Source organism: Owenweeksia hongkongensis DSM 17368 (genome assembly GCF_000236705.1).
Lineage (GTDB): Bacteria > Bacteroidota > Bacteroidia > Flavobacteriales > Schleiferiaceae > Owenweeksia > Owenweeksia hongkongensis.
Genome location: NC_016599.1, coordinates 560205 through 578612, shown reverse-complemented (window position 1 = coordinate 578612; position 18408 = coordinate 560205). Strand labels below are relative to the sequence as shown.

General features: G+C 39.2%; 18 protein-coding genes. 14 read left to right on the top strand and 4 right to left on the bottom strand.

The window, feature by feature from the left end:
* The first annotated feature begins 135 nt into the window (after positions 1 to 135).
* From OWEHO_RS02670 to OWEHO_RS02605, 14 genes are all read left to right on the top strand, one after another.
* Positions 136 to 930, top strand: a complete 795-nt coding sequence (locus tag OWEHO_RS02670; protein WP_014200917.1) for a universal stress protein — start codon at positions 136 to 138, stop codon at positions 928 to 930.
* A gap of 573 nt (positions 931 to 1503) precedes the next feature.
* On the top strand, positions 1504 to 2898 hold the full coding sequence (gene mnmE, locus OWEHO_RS02665) for a tRNA uridine-5-carboxymethylaminomethyl(34) synthesis GTPase MnmE (RefSeq protein ID WP_014200916.1): 1395 nt from the start codon (positions 1504 to 1506) through the stop codon (positions 2896 to 2898).
* Between the two features lie 267 nt (positions 2899 to 3165).
* Entirely contained in the window at positions 3166 to 4065 is a 900-nt protein-coding gene (locus OWEHO_RS02660) for a DUF808 domain-containing protein (RefSeq protein WP_014200915.1), read from the top strand.
* Positions 4066 to 4073: 8 nt separating this feature from the next.
* Positions 4074 to 4379, top strand: a complete 306-nt coding sequence (locus tag OWEHO_RS02655; protein WP_014200914.1) for a thioredoxin family protein — start codon at positions 4074 to 4076, stop codon at positions 4377 to 4379.
* A gap of 236 nt (positions 4380 to 4615) precedes the next feature.
* A complete protein-coding gene (locus tag OWEHO_RS02650; RefSeq protein WP_014200913.1) occupies positions 4616 to 5890 on the top strand; it encodes a toll/interleukin-1 receptor domain-containing protein in 1275 nt (424 codons plus the stop codon).
* Positions 5868 to 7433, top strand: a complete 1566-nt coding sequence (locus tag OWEHO_RS02645) for an argonaute/piwi family protein (RefSeq protein ID WP_143764474.1) — start codon at positions 5868 to 5870, stop codon at positions 7431 to 7433. The genes OWEHO_RS02650 and OWEHO_RS02645 overlap by 23 nt, the downstream gene beginning before the upstream one ends.
* A gap of 22 nt (positions 7434 to 7455) precedes the next feature.
* Positions 7456 to 8448, top strand: coding sequence for an AlbA family DNA-binding domain-containing protein (locus OWEHO_RS17730; RefSeq protein WP_014200911.1), 993 nt, complete (start codon positions 7456 to 7458; stop codon positions 8446 to 8448).
* 98 nt (positions 8449 to 8546) lie between these two features.
* On the top strand, positions 8547 to 9014 hold the full coding sequence (locus OWEHO_RS02635) for a DinB family protein (protein ID WP_014200910.1): 468 nt from the start codon (positions 8547 to 8549) through the stop codon (positions 9012 to 9014).
* 181 nt (positions 9015 to 9195) lie between these two features.
* Positions 9196 to 10260 (top strand): Fic family protein, encoded by a 1065-nt coding sequence (locus OWEHO_RS02630; protein ID WP_014200909.1) that lies wholly within the window; start codon positions 9196 to 9198, stop codon positions 10258 to 10260.
* Between the two features lie 297 nt (positions 10261 to 10557).
* Positions 10558 to 11832 (top strand): DUF2130 domain-containing protein, encoded by a 1275-nt coding sequence (locus tag OWEHO_RS02625; protein ID WP_014200908.1) that lies wholly within the window; start codon positions 10558 to 10560, stop codon positions 11830 to 11832.
* Between the two features lie 510 nt (positions 11833 to 12342).
* On the top strand, positions 12343 to 13152 hold the full coding sequence (locus OWEHO_RS02620; protein ID WP_014200907.1) for a sulfotransferase domain-containing protein: 810 nt from the start codon (positions 12343 to 12345) through the stop codon (positions 13150 to 13152).
* A 162-nt stretch (positions 13153 to 13314) separates the two neighbouring features.
* A complete protein-coding gene (locus OWEHO_RS02615) occupies positions 13315 to 13896 on the top strand; it encodes a Crp/Fnr family transcriptional regulator (protein ID WP_014200906.1) in 582 nt (193 codons plus the stop codon).
* A 65-nt stretch (positions 13897 to 13961) separates the two neighbouring features.
* Positions 13962 to 14258: a hypothetical protein gene (locus tag OWEHO_RS02610; RefSeq protein WP_014200905.1), complete on the top strand. Its 297-nt coding sequence runs from the start codon at positions 13962 to 13964 to the stop codon at positions 14256 to 14258.
* 5 nt (positions 14259 to 14263) lie between these two features.
* Positions 14264 to 14842 carry an NAD(P)H-dependent oxidoreductase gene (locus OWEHO_RS02605; RefSeq protein ID WP_014200904.1) on the top strand — a complete coding sequence of 193 codons (579 nt, stop codon included), beginning with the start codon at positions 14264 to 14266 and terminating at the stop codon, positions 14840 to 14842.
* A 40-nt stretch (positions 14843 to 14882) separates the two neighbouring features.
* Here the strand turns inward: OWEHO_RS02605 and OWEHO_RS02600 are convergent, their stop codons facing one another.
* The 4 genes from OWEHO_RS02600 to OWEHO_RS02585 form a co-directional block, all read right to left on the bottom strand.
* Positions 14883 to 15869, bottom strand: a complete 987-nt coding sequence (locus OWEHO_RS02600) for an acyl-CoA dehydrogenase family protein (protein ID WP_014200903.1) — start codon at positions 15867 to 15869, stop codon at positions 14883 to 14885.
* Entirely contained in the window at positions 15856 to 16461 is a 606-nt protein-coding gene (gene pnuC / locus OWEHO_RS02595; protein WP_014200902.1) for a nicotinamide riboside transporter PnuC, read from the bottom strand. The genes OWEHO_RS02600 and pnuC overlap by 14 nt, the downstream gene beginning before the upstream one ends.
* A 445-nt stretch (positions 16462 to 16906) precedes the next feature.
* Entirely contained in the window at positions 16907 to 17956 is a 1050-nt protein-coding gene (locus OWEHO_RS02590) for a DNA topoisomerase IB (protein ID WP_014200901.1), read from the bottom strand.
* A 143-nt stretch (positions 17957 to 18099) separates the two neighbouring features.
* Positions 18100 to 18285, bottom strand: coding sequence for a CsbD family protein (locus OWEHO_RS02585; protein WP_014200900.1), 186 nt, complete (start codon positions 18283 to 18285; stop codon positions 18100 to 18102).
* Between the last annotated feature and the right edge of the window lie 123 nt (positions 18286 to 18408).

Below are 18408 nucleotides of genomic sequence, written 5' to 3'. Positions count from 1 at the left end.
CTCTTCTCAAACTCAAAACAAACAACAGTAAAGTCAAAACGAACTCATATCGACAGAATAGCCGCTATGCACATTGAATAAATAAAATACTTATGCTAAATTGTGTGCTTTAACCACACGAACCAATCTAAACCTATGAAAGTAATTTCAGCCTTAATAGACTTTACCGAAACCTCCAAAAAAGCTGTTCAATATGCAGCTTGGATTGCAAAGCATGAAGGTGCCAAAGTAAATCTTGTTCACATTGAAGCTAGTAAATCTGATAATCAGGAAGAAATAGAAAACAGACTCATTGACTTCTCAGGTATTGAGGATCAAAATGTTCCATATACCGTGTCTCTGGGGGATGGAAATTACCTGAAAAAAATTCCCACACTACTACAGCGTAACCAGGCCGATTTTGTGGTAATCGGTACCCATGGGGTAAAGGGAATTTTTCAAACCTTATTTGGTGCCAATGTGCTTATCTTAGTACAAAGCCTTGGAATATCAGCATTGGTGGTGCAAGATCACACTCCTGCCCCTCCATCAAAAACTAAGAGTATTCTATTTCCGCTGGCACCACATCACGATTTTAATGTAAAGATTGACCAGACCGCATACTGGGCAAAGAGCTGGGATGCTAGAGTAGATGTGTTTTGCCTTTTTAAAGGCGATGATTCGCTACCCGATAATATTGCCCACAACCTAGAACTCACCAAAACAACCTTTACCAAAGAAGGGGTGAGATTCATTTCCACACTTCAGGATAGCAAGGTGTATTCAGTAGGTTACTCCAAAGATATCATCGCTTATGCTGAGGACAAAAGTTTTGACTTACTGGCTATTATGTCAAAAAATTCAGAGGAAAATCAGTACTTCGGAAATGTAGATAAAACTAATCTTATTCTTAATCCAAAGGGCATCCCGGTTTTGTGTATTGCTGAATAGAGATGTGTTTCCATTTTTAGGTTCTTTAAATCTGTACATGATTTATAAGGTTTAATTTTTTGCGTCTCGCATTATGGAAAAAGGAAGAGCCTTGCGACTTTAGCAAAGTTTATTTTTTACTTTTTTCTCGAGTCAAAAAAGTAAGCAAAAAGTCCTAGGCTCCTCATCTTTTCCTTGAAGCCTACATTTCGTTTCGCTAAAATTTAGAAACTCATTCCGCATACCTGCGGAACTCAAACAACCTAAATTTTTACGCTTCACTTCATTTGGCTTTCTACAGAAAAGCTGAAAGGCCTATCTGAAAGAACAGACCCTTCGTGTGGCCGGGAAACTTTTATCAAAGCTAGCTGGCACTCGAATAAAACTGCATTTCTGCCTATCTCGCAGAATTTCGACAAAACATGAGGGATGAGCATGAAATCTAGAATAAACAGCGGTTTTCCGTTCGCAGAAAAGTTAAAAGAGTAAACCCTGAGGCTTGAGGAAAAAATTGATATTCATCTTTGACTTAAAACAAAAAGAACATCTCAAGAACCATCCACTACTATTTACAGATTCTCTAATTTCGCCACCATGCGAATGGACGATACAATTTGTGCGCTTTCTACCCCACAGGGCATGGGCGCTATTGCTATGATTAGGATTTCGGGAAGCGACACCTTCCCTATTCTTGAAAAGACTTTTAAAGCTTTTAGCCCGCGTCACAACCCTAGTGAAGCCAAACCTTACTCGCTTGTGTTTGGCAAAATGGTAGATGGCCAAACCATCGTTGATGAAGTGATGGTCGGTATTTTTAAAGGCCCTCACTCCTACACTGGCGAAGATGTAGCCGAAATCAGCTGTCATGGTTCCGTGTACATTCAGGAGCAGATCATTCGCCTATTGCTAAAAAATGGCTGCCGTATGGCCGACCCTGGTGAATATACCATGCGTGCTTTTACGGCTGGCAAAATGGATCTTAGCCAGGCAGAAGCGGTGGCCGATCTTATAGAATCTGAAAGCAAAGCGGCACACCAAGTAGCCATGCAGCAAATGCGTGGAGGCTTTTCTGATGAAATAAAAGGACTGCGTACCGAGCTTATCAACTTTGCCTCACTCATTGAGTTAGAGCTTGATTTTGGTGAAGAAGATGTAGAGTTTGCCGACCGCACCCAGCTAAGTGAATTATTGCTTCGCATTAAGTCTGTAATCTCACGTCTGCTGGAATCTTTTGATACCGGAAACGTGATTAAAAACGGAGTGCCTGTAGCTATAGTTGGTGCGCCTAATGCGGGTAAGTCTACCCTACTGAATGCCTTACTGAATGAGGAAAAAGCCATCGTAACCGATGTGGCCGGAACCACACGCGATGCCATTGAAGATGAAATAAGTCTTGGCGGTGTAAAGTTCAGATTTATAGATACGGCCGGAATTCGTGAAACGGAAGACCTGGTGGAAAGCATCGGTATCAAAAAGACTTTTGAGAAGATTGAGCAAAGTAGAATTGTAATGTATCTCTTTAATGCTCAGAGCCTGCAAGACAATGTTGAACTCATTCGCAATGAAATTGCCCAACTACAGGAAAAAACCAAAGGCAAAACACTTTTGGTGCTAGCCAACAAAATGGATTTGATAGAAGACGCTACTCTTCTTGAAAAACTGGGTGATGTAGAAAACCTGATTCCTATTTCTGCTTTGCAAAAACGCGGACTTAAAGAACTGGAAACTCGCCTTACCAGTGAAATAAACTTGGGTGCGCTAAACAGCAACCAAACCATAGTAACCAATGCCCGTCACTTTAGTGCTTTACAGCAAAGCCTGGAAGATATACTTCGCGTGGAGCAAGGCATGGAAAATAATATCAGCGGAGACTTTCTGGCGATGGACATCCGTGAAGCGCTGAAACACCTTGGAAGCATTATTGGCGAGGTGGAGACAGATAGGGATATCTTAGGAAACATCTTCGGTAAATTTTGTATCGGAAAGTAAGCTTCATGGATTAAAAATCCACCATTTTACTGAAGTATAAAATCCTATTTCAAAATGCTTATCATTCCTGCGAAAGCAGGAATCTCTCAAGGATATCTAACAAGGGATTCCGCATCAAGTGCGGAATGATCGTCTTCGGTAAAAGTTTATGGAAACATCAATTGATTTTGCTCTAACTTGATCACACCTGCTTTTTACATTCGCAGCATTTATAAACACTCCCCCAATTTTGAATATTTCCCTTTAATTTGCTGCTAAACTTTCTCTATGGCTTCAGGATTTTTTGCACTACTCGATGATATTGCATCCCTAATGGATGATGTGGCAACTATGACTAAGGTTGCCGGGAAAAAAACAGCGGGCATACTCGGTGATGACCTGGCAGTAAATGCCGAAAAAGCTTCTGGTTTTATGTCCTCGCGTGAAATCCCTGTGCTGTGGGCTATCACCAAAGGCTCTTTACTCAATAAGCTTATCATCCTGCCCATTGCCTTTGGCCTCAGTGCACTGCTGCCTCCGGCTATTACCGTAATTCTGACTATTGGTGGACTTTACCTCGCCTATGAAGGAGCCGAAAAAATATACGAGTTCTTTTTTCCTCATGCCCATGAAAGCGGCCCAAAAGTAAAAGCGGATCTTCCAAAAGAAGAAGTACTGGAGCTGGAAAAGAAAAAGGTAAAATCCGCCATTATTACTGACTTTATACTTTCTGTAGAGATTGTGATCATTGCCCTGGGCGCAGTAGCTCAGGAAACCTTGCCCGTACAAATAATGGTGGTGACAGCAATTGCCCTTGTGGCTACGGTGGGTGTTTATGGCATTGTTGCCTTAATTGTACGCATGGACGATTTTGGCTTGAAGCTAATAAATATTAACCCTGAGGATAACAGCTTTTCAGACAAGATGGGCCGAGTGCTGGTAAATGCGCTACCCAAAGTGATTAAGAGCCTTTCGGTAATTGGAACCATAGCTCTGCTTCTGGTTTCGGGTGGTATTTTTGTGCACAACCTTTCCTTTATGCATCATCTGGAAGAGCTTATCCCCGTTCCGGGTATTGTCTTCGAATTCTTAGCCGGACTACTTATCGGGGCCGTGGTGCTGCTCATTATTGAGGGAAGCAAAAAGCTATTTAAAAGCTTTAAGAAAACGCCTGCCGCGCATCAGTAAGTATTAGCATGATTGAGCTACTCTATTTTACCGGAAAAACCTGTGGCGTATGCCAAGTGCTAAAGCCAAAGCTTTTGGAAGCGGTACATGAAAACTTTCCGGAAGTGAAAATACGCGTGGTAGATGTGGAAGAAGAATCCGAACTGGCTGGCCAATCCATGGTATTTACTTTGCCGGTGGTAATTCTAAAACAGGAAGGGAAAGAAATGTTCCGCTTTGCACGTAGCTTTTCGGTGTATCAGGTGCTGGAGAAAGTAAAGCAAATTAGTAGCATCTCATATCTCTTCGAGCGCAGACGAGAAGCCTTTTGTTAAAAACCCCTGAAAACTGGTAGCCGCCTACTCTTTCATTTTTACTATTTTCGAGAATCAGTAAACTAACGCTTACAAAATTAACTCCTCTCGAAATCTCACCTTTTACCTTGGTTTCTTCAAGGAGTTTTGACCGCATTGTTTGCAAAAAGATTATACAAATAATTATATAGGGGATATAAACCAATTTGGATTAGTCCTTAGTTGGGACACATCAAAATAAAAAACAGAACTAAGAATTGAACGTAGATAAGAAACTCATATTTATAAGTCATGCCCAACCCGAGGATGACTATCTGGCTGTTTGGCTTGCTTCCAAGCTTCGGCAACTTGGTTATGAGGTATGGGTAGACAAGGATAACTTAAAAAAGGGAGATGCCTTTTGGAATGAGATTGAACTACGAATAAAGAACGATTCGCTCAGATTCATTCCCTTGGTATCTAAAGCTTATATCAATAAATCACTGGATAAAGACACAGGGGTTTTTCTTGAAGTTTCTTTGTCGAAATCAATATCAAGGAAAATTGACAACTACATAATTCCGCTTAAAGTAGATGGATGCAGCTATGATGACTTTCCAATTAGTTTCCTACCACTTGATTCCATAGACTTCAGTCAAAACTGGGGCAAAGGACTTAAAGAGTTGGTAGAGGAGCTGGAGCTTCAGGATATTCCCAAGAGTGCTGTGGAGCCAAATGTCTTACAGCAATGGCATAAGTATCTCAATATACATGGAAAAGTAGTCGATCGGTCAGATTTCTATGGCTCCAACTGGTTACCATCTACTCTACCTAAGACAATTTCTATTTATCGCTTTACTGGAGATGCAATAAAGGCTCAAAAAGAAATTCCATTTGCTAAAAAACGTGATAAGGATTATATCCTTGGATTCTTTAACGATTCTGGACTAGACCTGAGAACTGAGTTTAGGGAGGATGTGGCTTTGGATGACTTTCTGTTCGATGACACCTATATTCTTAATTCGGGAGACTTGATCAAGGGAACAAGGCTGCACTTCACTCAATTAATGAATAGTGCATTGGATGAGTTTTTCTATCAGCATGAAAATATCAAATGCTGGCGAAAAAAAAGCAAGGAAAGAATCTACTACACTCGCAAGCCACCCAAAGAATCTGGTTCTTATCCTTTTAAAATCGACAAAAAGAAAGGCCGAAGGACCTTAAAGGGAAAAAAGGGTGATATTCATTGGAATTACAGTTTATCTTTTAAGTTCCAGCTGGATCCATTTCCTCATTTTGTTACCAATCCTCACTTATTAATCTCAGACGAAAACGGATTCAAAGATGATAATCAAAAATATAGACGGTCCATTCCTAAAGAATGGTTCAATCGGCATTGGTATGACAGGATTTTTGCGTTTATGAATTATGTAAATGATGGTAGGGATGAACGGATTTTGCGGATTAATTCGGGCCGAGAAGCTTTTGAATTAGACATAAGAACCTCACTGTATAAGTCAGATAAAGGCTATGATGAACCTAAGACACTTTAAAGAACCTCTGCTAACTTTCGGAAAAGGGCAAACTGCCGAAGATCCTCGAGACGGTTTGATGCTGTTTGGGGCTAATGAGCAGTTTGAGAGGAACTCAATAAAAGCAGGTGTAGTTGCAACACCTGAAGGTTTATCGAAATATCGGGCTTTTGTAAAACGGCTTCAATCGCCAATTTTCTCAAAGAAAGTAATTTACGGAAAGGAACATGACAATGAGGTTCAAAGACCAAGTTACACTGGCTTTGAGGCAACTTTTGGAATAGAGTGGAATGATGAACCAGTGCTCAAGAAACACCTTGAAATTTCGGAGATAGAAAAAATCCTTGCAATCGCGAGAAAGCCAGAACGCACAAGGAAACTTGTTGATTACTACGCTAACAAAATCATTGAATCCAGAGGCAAGGACGATAAGCAAATTGATCTTTGGTTTGTAGTTGTTCCCCGATCCGTTTATATGGAATGTAGGTACAATTCAAAAGGCAAGGACATTACTGCAAAGGAAAAGCAGCAAATAGAACTTCTTAAGCACGGGCAAGGAAGTCTTTTTGAGGATTTTGATGAAGAGTTACTTGAACTTGATAGGTTAAAAGATGACTCCACAGACTTTCACAATCTGATCAAGGCAGAATTACTGAAAAACAAGATTCAGAGTCCAATTCAAGTCATTGTTGAACCAACTTTGGAATTTAAGGACAAGCTCCTTTTAAAAGAACTTGGTGATGACATGAAAGCTCATCTTGCCTGGACGCAGTCAGTAGCGGTTTATTACAAACTCGGGAATAAGCCATGGATTTTGAATGATGTCAGAAAGGATGTGTGCTATTTGGGACTGATATTTAAGCGTGTGCCAGATAAGACGAATAAGAGATCTGTATGTAGTGCGGCCCAAATGTTCTTAGAAGATGGTGACGGTTCAATTTTTAGAGGGAACATTGGCCTATTTAAGAGTGAAGACAGCATAGGATATCATTTGGATGAGGAAAGTGCCGAAAAGCTACTGAACATGGCTTTGGAGGATTTTTTTGAATCGCAAGGAAACTATCCGAAGGAGTTATTCATACACGGCCGGGTTCAATTTGAAGATGCAGAATGGAGAGGGTTCATGAACGCCATAGAGAAGAAGCACGCGGATACCCAGCTAAACGGAATTCTTATTAAAGACACTCGATCAGACGCTCGAAGGAGATTAAAGCTCTTTAAAGAAACCTACGGGCAGAAGAATAACTATGGTGTGATGAGAGGATTAGGATGGATCATAAATGATGAATCAGGATACTTGTTTACCAGGGGATTTATCCCAAGGCTTGGCTCAACAAATCATCTTGAAACAGCAAATCCGCTTTACATAGAGGTAAATCGAGGTTCAGCTCATATTGAAACTGTGATGCAAGACGTCTTAGCACTTACAAAATTAAATTACAACGCCTGCATTTATGGTGATGGACTGCCTGTGACCCTTCGGTTTTCAGACCTCATAGGAAATATCTTGACTGCTACGAAAAACTGGGAGTCTGAAATGCGGCAGTTCAAGTATTACATATGAAAAACTGCGTACCCGATTCATAATGGACTTAGTAAAACGTATTGTTGAGGTGATAAAAAAATGTTTAAATCTCAACTTAGATAATTATCAATTTGAAGGAATGTGGACATTAAAGAAAATAAATCAGTACATCAGTGATGGTATTGAAGAAAATATCCATTTAGATTATAAGGGGGCTGCATCTTTAGATAAAAAGGGAGAGAAAAAAAAGGAAATTTCCAAAGATGTTAGCGCTTTTACAAATTCTGACGGTGGAGTCATAATCTACGGTGTGAAAGAGTATGATGAGGCAGAGAAGCGACATTTACCAGAAAAAATTGATGCTGTGAATGGTAATGAGTTCTCTAAGGAATGGCTTGAGCAAATCATCAATAGCAATATATCTCCCAGGATAACTGGCATTAAGATCACTCCAGTTCAAACTTCGAAGCCAGAGGCCAACCAAGTTGTATTTGTGGTTGAGATTCCAAAAGGTACAACCGCTCATCAGGCATCGGACAAAAGATACTATAAGCGATTCAACTTTGAATCTATCCCTATGGATGACTGGGAGATTAAGGATATTATTAACCGACAGAACCGAACTGATATCAAGATTGATTTTGTTCCCAGGATTCCTAAGGAATTCTTAAAGCGCAGGCTGGAAAGCGGAATTGAGTTTAATATTAATTTCGAAGTACGGGCTTTCAATAAAGGAACCCTTATATCAAAGTATCTGGATATATTTATTTATGGCGATCAGGACACCGCAAAATATTTTTCTTCTCACCCCTTACAGACGCCAGACTATCAAGTTCACTTTTCGAATGAAGAGAAAAGAGAGATTGAGGTCGGTGATAACAAGTTTGTGATAGGGACTGATCGATTGCCAATACTGCCAAATGTAATAAGATCAATTGGTCATATCGAATTGAGCTCTCTATTTATTATTGAAGATTGCTCCTTTAAAATTCAGGTTTCAACAGAAGACGGAACCTACATGAAGAAAGTTACCAGAAGTGACCTTGTCAGGTAATCGTATTAGACTTACTCTACTTCAAGAGCAACAACTCCGATAGCGTGGATTTGCAATCCGTGCTTTACCCCACTATTTTCAAAAATCGTGACCTACCCATGACCCAATCCAAACTCATCCTCCTAAACTTTTCCGAAATCCGCAGGCGCAGCACACTTTTATGGCAAGCCCTCCCCGAAGAATTCTATAGTTGGAAACCGGACCACTCAGCTATGACAGCCTTGGGAATGATAAGGCACGTATTACAAGCCGACTATGGCTGGAATATGATTGTAAGCCAGGCAGACATGAGCCAGTACAAAACTCCATGGCAAGCCAGACCGTTCATCAGTGTAGCAGATGAGCTGGAGTTTGCCAAGCCTTACCGTCAGGAGTTTTTGAGCACTATAAAACAGTTTACCGATGAGGAATTGGCGAATACGGAAATCATTCACCCGGGAAATGGTGAAAAGAAAATGCTTGGTCAGTATTTGCTGCGCATCGGCTATCATGAGTCCGTTCATGCTGGCCAGTTTTTGTCTTATTTGAGAGCTATGGGTGTAGAGCGTCCGTTAATTTGGGATTAGTGAATTGGCGTAACTATTACCCTTAGATCTCCCCTGTCCGTCTCTTTAAGCTTGGCATGAAAGAATATATTTGTCCTCACTGCAATAACGCTTCTACGAACAAAGAATATTACTAATTTAACAAAGTGCAAAAAATCATTTGTGATTTTACTTGGCAGATTAAAGGTTTAAAAAACAGCTTATGGAAGAAATAAAAGTTCAGACACTCCCTCCAAAAGCAGATTGTGAATCTTTAACAATTTTAAAGCAGCTCAATAAGGCTTCACGAGCGTTGGGGCAATTAAAGGGAGAGGTTTCTAAAATTCCAAACTCTCAAATTTTATTGGATACACTTACGCTTCAGGAAGCAAAGGATAGTAATGAAATTGAGAATATTGTTACCACAGATGATGAAATATACCAAGCCAGTATTGACGAAACGGTGGCTTCGGTTACCGCAAAGGAGGCACTCAACTACTCTAATGCTATAAAATTAGGATTAGATATTGTTCGCAAAAAAGGCCTATTGACAGTCAACGATATTTCAAGAATTCAACAAATTATTTCGCCCAACCACCCTATTCGGAAAATACCGGGTACGGTTTTAAAAAATCCACGAACACAAGAAGTAGTTTATACACCACCACAGCAGTATGACGATATAAAGACTTTGCTCGATAATTTGGAGCGTTATATCAATGCACCAGAATTTCACGAAATAGATGCGTTGATAAAAATGCCCATTATTCATTTTCAGTTTGAGAGCATTCATCCTTATTTAGACGGCAATGGCAGAACGGGACGTTTGCTGAATATCCTGTATTTGGTGCAACAAGGTTTGCTGGATATTCCTGTTCTTTATCTGAGTAGTTACATCATAAAAAACAAAAGCGATTATTATCGCCTGCTACAGGAAGTGCGTACCAAAGGTATTTGGGAAGAATGGATTGTGTGGATGTTGAAAGGTGTTGAGCTTACAGCCAAAGAAACTATTGTGGTAGTGAATAAGATAAAATTGCTGATGGACGACTACAAAAAGGAAATCCGCAGCAACTTTAGTTTTTACAGTCATGATTTAATCAATATCCTTTTTAAGCATCCGTATACCAAAAACAGTTTTTTGGAGCGTGAACTAAAAATTCACAGAAATACTGCTTCAAACTACTTGAATACTCTTGCAGAAGCAGGCTTGCTTACCAAGGTAAAAATTGGCAAGTTTAACTATTACATCAATGTTGCCTTGTTGCAAATACTCAAAAACAGATGATAACCAGAAACTTCAACGAATAAATCAATATGCACAACAAATCACGATTTCTTGTGCACGTTTAAATAACATGTACAAATATGCACGGAATGTTGTGCACGTTATAAGCATATGTTTAAAGTTTAACCAAATGTGGTGCACATAAAATATTAGAATCTAAATTAAAGAACCGCCATACTTCTCTTGCCTTATGGTTTAGCCAGATGTCCACCCTCTCCAACACCAAGTACCTGGGATGAAAGAATATATTTGTGGCACTCAAAACCCCCTGCCGTACATTTTAAAATATTGATGAACATGAACGAAATAATTTGCCCTCATTGTAATAAAGCCTTTAAAGTAGATGAAGCCGGATATGCTGATATCCTAAAGCAAGTGCGCGATCATCAGTTTGAAGAAGAATTGCATACCCGCTTAGAATTAGCTGAAAAAGAAAAAGTGAATGCCGTAAAATTGGCTGAAGCAAATCTGAAAAATGCATTACAAGCGGATTTGACCAAAAAAGACAATGAGCTAATTGAACTTAGGGCAAGAAACGAACGTCAACTATCCGAACTTTTGGCTCAGAAGGAGTCGGAGATTTCGAACATGAAGGCTAAAATTGAAAATGCCGAAATACAAAAGCAACTGGCTATTAGCGAGGCTTTGAAAGCTACCGAAAAGGAACGTGACAATTTAGCTAGTGAGCTAAAAAGTAAAGAGACAGAAAAGCTGCTTCTTGAAAAGTCGATAAACGAAAAGTTTGCGGCTGAGCTAAAAACTAAGGACGACATCATAAAGCTGAAAGATGATGAAATAGCTTTTCGCAAGGATATGAAACAGAGGCTTTCGACCAAGATGGTGGGTGAAACGCTGGAGCAGCATTGTGAAATTGAATTCAATAAGCTACGCGCCACAGCTTTTCAGAAGGCTTATTTTGAGAAAGACAATGACTCACGGTCTGGCAGCAAGGGTGATTACATCTATAAGGAGCTTGACGAAGCGGGAAATGAAATCATTTCAATAATGTTTGAGATGAAAAATGAGGGTGATGAAACGGCTACCAAGAAGAAAAATGAGGACTTCTTTAAGGAGCTTGACAAGGATAGAAACGAGAAGAAATGTGAATACGCGGTTTTGGTTTCCCTACTGGAAATAGACAATGAGTTTTATAATCAAGGGATTGTGGATGTTTCGCACAAGTACCCAAAAATGTATGTAGTGCGTCCGCAGTTTTTCATTCCCATCATTACCCTTCTTAGAAATGCCGCGATGAATTCCATGCAGTATAAAGCTGAGTTGAGTTTAATACGAAGTCAAAATGTGGATATCACCAATTTTGAGGAGAAGATAAACACCTTTAAAGAGGGCTTTGCGAGGAACTATGATTTGGCCAGCCGCAAGTTTAAAACCGCTATTGATGAAATCGACAAAACAATTAATCACCTTCAGAAAACTAAAGATGCTCTTCTATCTTCTGAAAACAACCTGCGATTAGCGAATAATAAAGCGGATGATTTGACTATTAAGAAGCTTACGCATAGGAATTCTACTATGAAGGCGAAGTTTGATGATTTGAAAGAGGGGGAATAAGTTATTCTTGATCATTTTTGGCTTGACCCAAAAAGAACCAAAAAATTCAAGGCTGATTTCTCTTTTTTTGAAAACTACGTACCTCCTTTTCTTCCGAAATCCAAGCCGCTGCGCTTCAGGATTTCTCCTAAAGCGAAAAGTAGCCACTTGTTTTCTACCAAAATAGAAATAGGCCGGTCTAAGAGCACAGGCCTCTCGTGTGGCCCGGGAGCATTTATCAGAACTAATGGAGCAGCAAGCGAAACTGCATCCCGCAGGGATAAGCATGAAGCGCAGCAGCTACCATGGTTTGCGGAGCTTTTTTCAATAAAAAGAAAACGACACGCAACTTGGGCAAATGCTTCGGCAGGACATTATTAGGTAATCTATAGAATGGAGAATAAAGAATAAGTAAATTGGCCATTTAATAATCAATAGTTACTCGAATCTCATCCTATTGCTGCAAGCATTTTATGCTATTATTTACGCTGATGTTTTACGAGTAATACTTGAATAAGAAACTTTACATTAATGATTTGGTTAGCTTCATTTCCAAGGTCTGGAAACACATTTTGTAGAAATTTATTTTATGATGTTTATGGATTAGAATCGACATCCTTTCCAATTGAAAGAAATTCAGATAAATCTAAAAAATACCGCATCCTGAAAACTCATGTACCTTATGAAAACGCGGTAGGGCTAAAGGATGATGACCTTGTTATTTGTTTGGTAAGAGATGGCAGAGATGCTATAACTAGCAATGCCAAGTATAGAAAGAACTTTATAGAACCACGGTCTAAACTGAAAAGCAATATTGACCATGGTATTGTTAGCCCACGAGGTGCTCATTTTGGTGGTTGGTCAAAAAATGTAAACAGCTGGATAGAGCGTGCCGACTTAATAATCCGTTTTGAGGAATTAATAAAAGACCCCTTACATTTTTTAAAGAAAATAGAAGCTAAAACCGATTTACCAGAGGCCGATTATTCAAAAATTAAAACGTTTTCTCAGCTTAAGTATGGAGCTCCAAGGTATGGCAGCGGTGGACAGAAAACCAAGGGTAGTACGCACTCTAAAAAGTTTTTTAATAAAGGTAAAGTTGGACAATGGAAAGAAGTTTTTAGTGGCAAACAGCACAAGCTATTTTGGTTATTTCATGGAGAACAAATGAAGATGATGGGATATGGGAAAGACGGTGATATCTTGCCTGTCGATTTCACTAAAACCTCATTTGATCATAATCCCTCTGATCGGTTAAAATGGTTGAAAAAATATCATGAAGCCAGAGTTCTGCTTAATTCCGCCTTTCAAAAGACCTTACGTGTATTAAAGTTGACGTAATAGTTCGGCCTACCCCAAATGAAACATATTTAATTGTGGTAAACTCATGATCTCTGTCTCACCGCGACATTATAGATTATACTTATCCTCCAACTGATTTTAAAAACTCTATATTTCCGTTTCAAAAATGAACCACTTCGTTGGCAGTACCTAGTTAGAAAAATGAATACCGAAGAAATCTTTACCTCGATAGGACAATCCTACTCTCCCCTATCCATAGAATGCTTGCAAGAGTTGATGACTCATTCAAAACTTAAGATATTTAAGAAAGGTGAAGTCGTAGTTCGTGAAGGTCAATATTCTAAAAAAGCATACCTAATTGTACAAGGTTGTGCCAGAGCTTATTACCTAAAGGATGGAAAAGATATTTCGGACTGGTTCACCTTTGAAAATCAGTTTGCCGCTCCCATAGTTAGCTTTTTTAGTGATGAGCCCAGCCCGCATTACGTGGAGTTTGTGGAAGAGTCTACGGTTTATGAATTTTCAAAAGACACCATGGACTACCTTTCTGATAAGTATCATGACTTTGAGCGTTTTATCAGCAAAGTAGTTACCGAAACCATGCTTGGCTTATGCCAAAGGTTAAACTCCATTCAGTTTAATAAAGCAGAGGATCGCTACAAGCAGTTGTTGCTTATTTACCCTGATATCACCAACAGAATTCCCCTCACCCATATTGCCTCCTATTTGGGCATTACCCTCGAAACTTTGAGCAGAATAAGAAGCGCCAAAGTGCGAATTTGATATAGATCAAATGATAACCCTTTCCTACGTATCACCTTTGCTTCAAAGAATACGAAAAGGAAGAAATGAATATCCAGCTAAAATCTATTTGGGGTAAATGGTGGATTCCCATCAGAAAGTGGTTTTACACATTGTGGTTGGCATACGAAACCACCATGCGCTTTTATGGATATGCACTAAGCACAAAACATTATTTTGATGCGCTGGGCTATCCAATTCTGGCAATCATAAGCAGCGTAATCTCCTTTGGCATATGTGCTGCCTTCCTCACTTTTCCGGCTTGTTTTATTCTCTATAAGTTTTTCGATACCTCTAATCTCACCGGCACCTCTTTGGAGGCAAGGCTAAAACCCTATTTATAAACGACATGAAAAAAGTATTAATCATAAACGGACATCCTGATAAAGAGAGTTTCAATTTTGCTTTGGCTGAAGCTTATCAAAAAGGTGCTGAAAAATCAGATGCAGAAGTACAGGTTATCAATATCCGAGACTTGAGTTTCAATCCCAATTTGCAATTTGGATACCGCAAACGAACAGAATTAGAGCCAGACTTACTGGATGCGCAAGCCAAGCTCAAATGGGCTGATCACCTAGTGTGGGTTTATCCCGTTTGGTGGGGCTCTGTTCCAGGATTAATGAAAGGCTTTCTAGACAGGATTTTACTTCCTGGTTTTGCTTTTCAGAAAAGAGAAAACTCTTTGTGGTGGGATAAGCTGCTAAAAGGTAAAACCGCAAGAATAATTTGTACCCTCGATCAGCCGGCTTGGTATTACCGATGGTTTAATGGCCGCACTAGTCATATAACAATGAAAAAACTGACGCTAAACTTTATCGGTGTAAAAAAGGTGAGAATTACGACTATTGGACCTATTCGCTTATCTAAGGAAAAGTATAGAACGAAATGGTTACAGAAGGTTGAGGAATTGGGACGAGGGAACAAATAAACCTATCATATTCCTCTATAGATTGAAATACTCAAACTGACTACTTTGTGAAAATATGATGTTGTGTAGCTGTAAAGTAGTCCCTGAAAATTTGATTTAACACATGATTCTCTCTACTCGCCTTTACTCCCAGATGTGGATATAATGCAATTACTACTTTGGATAATTCTCTAGCCGAATCCACTGCAGTTTGATGAATCTCATTGATAAATGTTTCTGGAATTGCTTCCTCCTTCCTTGTTAGAGTTTCAATATGCTTGGCAATATCAAAGGCTTCTTCGTTAGCCAAGTTAATAGCTTGCTTCAAGTCTTTCCATTCTAATTTATCCTGTAGAGAAGCTTCTCCTAGCAAGTGCTCAGCCATTCCGATATAATTTACCCAAAGGGTTAAATCAGCAAACACCGAAAAGTGAATTTTGAAAACAGGCTGCTCCAGATAAAAGGTGTTGTATACAAAACTGTGGCGCTCATCAACCAGTACATTTTTTACTTCGAATGAATGGGTAGCCGAGGCTTTTAAACCCATGGTATTCCAGTCTTCTATTATAGAAACTTGATTGGCTGGAATTACAAATGATAAAAACTTAGGCGATCCATCATCATTGGTCTGTTCCTTTCCGTTTTCTATGATTTTTGCATTTAGCGTAAAGTGCGTGAGGTATGGAGCACCCGTAGCATATCGCCATGTGCCATTGAGTTTATAATTTCCCCCAAGCTTTTCTGCCGTTCCAAACATCCCTCCGCTGCCTCCAAAAATAGCTGGCTCTGCAAATATTTCTTTTGCCGTTTCGGGTTGCAGATTTCCTATAAAATAGTTTGCTCCGCTACATAGTGTAATCGTCCAGCCGAGGCTACCATCCAGGCGTGCTAAGGATTGAAGTTTTTTAAGACCTTCTGTAAAGCTTAATTCCAACCCTCCATATTGTTTCGGTACCCAAATATTCCAAAGGTTCTCTTTTGCTATCCAATTCAGCACTTCACCATTAAAGACAGCTGCATCACCCAACATTTTTTTAAGCTGTAGCATAAACATGTTTGTTTTCTTCTTTCATCAGTTTTCTCCATTTCAAATAGCCGGAAGTGCCCATAATAAAAAGGAAAACCGACATGCCTGCATAAATGTAAAGGTCTTTGTAAATCAAAAGTGGGATGGAGATAATATTACTCACATTCAGATAGATCCAGTTTTCAAGTTTTCGTTTGGCCATGAGCCACATTCCGGCCCAGGCAAATGCACTAACCGCAGCATCCCAGATGGGCACGTCAGAGTCGGTATGAAAGCTTAGCCAGTAAGACATTAGACTAAAGCAACCCAACACTATTCCCATGGCTTTTAAATGCTCATTATTTGAAGAACTGGTAATCGGGGCTTCGGACTGTTGTTTTCCAAATTTCCAGAAAAACCAACCATAAATACTCATCACCAGGTAATAGAGATGCAGCAAAATATCAGCATAAAGCGCACTTTGATAAAGTACCCAAAGGCTAATGAGTATGGAGGCTATCCCAAATAAATAGGTGTGAATATTGTTTTGACGTGCAAACACCACCTGCACAATTCCGAATAAAGTACCGATGCCCTGCAGCCAGGTAAGTTGAACAAAAAATTCCTCGATCATTGTCTTTTATTTTCAATGAAATGAGGAGATGAACCAGGCATTTACAGACTTGTAAAAACCTTAAAATCCCTACGCCAGCATTATCTGGATCAGGTGCGGAACAAAGTTCCCGGGTATCATCTCAGCCCCAAAAATTGGAGCACCCCATTTGCGGCAAATGTAACGGTAAGTGCACAATGAGAAAAGGACTCCCCGATTTTAATATTTAGAATGTTTCATAAAAAAAGGCTAACAAGTTTCGTTAAAAAACTTATCTAGCCTTTGGTAAAATTTTAATTGGAAATTTTTTCTAGAAAAGAAGCCAAAGAATAATAATGATTAAAATTATAGTACCGAACGAAATGTAAATGCCCCTGCCTTTCATAATATCTTGATTTTGGTTTCTATTTTGAACATAAGAGTTTGAAATTTGTTCATTTTCAAAAACTTAGTCTAAAATTTGAGCTTAACTTTCCTTGTTCATCTTTTCTAAAATCTCCATGGTTCTACATTCATGTTTGCGATACAAGGAGTTTTTGAGGAATTTCTCTTCACATGGTTCACTGTCAAAATCTTCTTTTATCGCATGCTTCAATACTTCGGGGTGTATGTAATAATCTTTGCAAATGGCAGGTGTATTTCCAAGTTTTTCTGAAACCAACTCTACCAATGTGCTACCCAATTTTCGCTTTGGGTTTTTCTCCACTATAGTTTGAGCCTTAGATAGATATTTTAGGCTAAGTACTGTGCCAGCCCATGTTCTAAAGTCTCGAGCGCTAAAATCTCCTCCAGATATTTTACGGATATAGTTATTTACTTCACCTGCATTTGCTGAATATTTTCCTTCATCTGTGCGAAATGAAAAAAGCTCCCACCCAGGAAATTCTGCTACTTCTTCTATTAGTTTTACCAAGCTACTATCCGTAAGGTTTATGGTACGCTCCTGCCCACTTTTGCCAATATATTCAAATGAAAAGGAATCTTCTTCTTCCTTAAGATGCTTTTTACGCAAAGTAGTAAGGCCGTATGATTGTCCTTTTTGGGCATAAATACGGCTACCAATTCTCAAATGGTATTTGTCTAAGATCTTTACAATAAGTGCCAGTAGCTTTTGTTCGTCCCAGTGCTCAGCAGCTAAGTCTTTTCTTAGTCTTCGCCTGATACGTGGAATTACACGCCCGAAGTCAAGAAGCTCATTGAACTTTTGCTCATTTCGATAAGCCAGATAATCAGGATGATATAGATATTGCAATTTTCCAGCCCCATCATAACCACGTGCTTGTATATAAGTGTCTGACCTATCGCTCAGTGTAACGTCTGTCCAGGTGTTAGGGACCGCAATTCCTTGAACCGTATCTAAGATTGAATCATCCACAAGGGATTCACCATCTTCATTCAAATAGCGAAAACCTCTACCCCATTTTTTACGGGATATGTTAAAGTTATCTGCATCTACTTTTTTCAAATGCGGAGGCATTTCTGAGTTATCTGCCTGTGTTGTTTTTGATGTTTTCATAATGGCTGAGCAAAGAACTTGGTGCGAATTAATATGGAGGAATTATTTATTTGAAACTATAACACGAAAAAACAAATGGCAGGAACCTTTATTGCACAGGCCCTGCCATTGAATTTGGTTTAAAAAACCTCACTTCAGAAAGCTTACAGTTCGCGGAACATTTTCTTTACTTCATCGCGGGTTTTTCCTGTTTTCTTTTGAATACGACCATACAGTTCGTCTTCTTTTCCTTCAGTATAGGTAAGATCATCATCTGTAAGCTCACCATACTTTTGCTTTAGCTTTCCTTTCGCTTCATTCCAGCTTCCTTTGATTTCTAACTTGTCCATGATATTTGTAATTTTTGATTAGAATTATATTAACCCAAACAAGAGCATAATTGTTTTTAACTGGTTACAAAATTTCATACCCCTCACTCACTCATTATTAATTATTTGTAAAGTAGTAGAGTG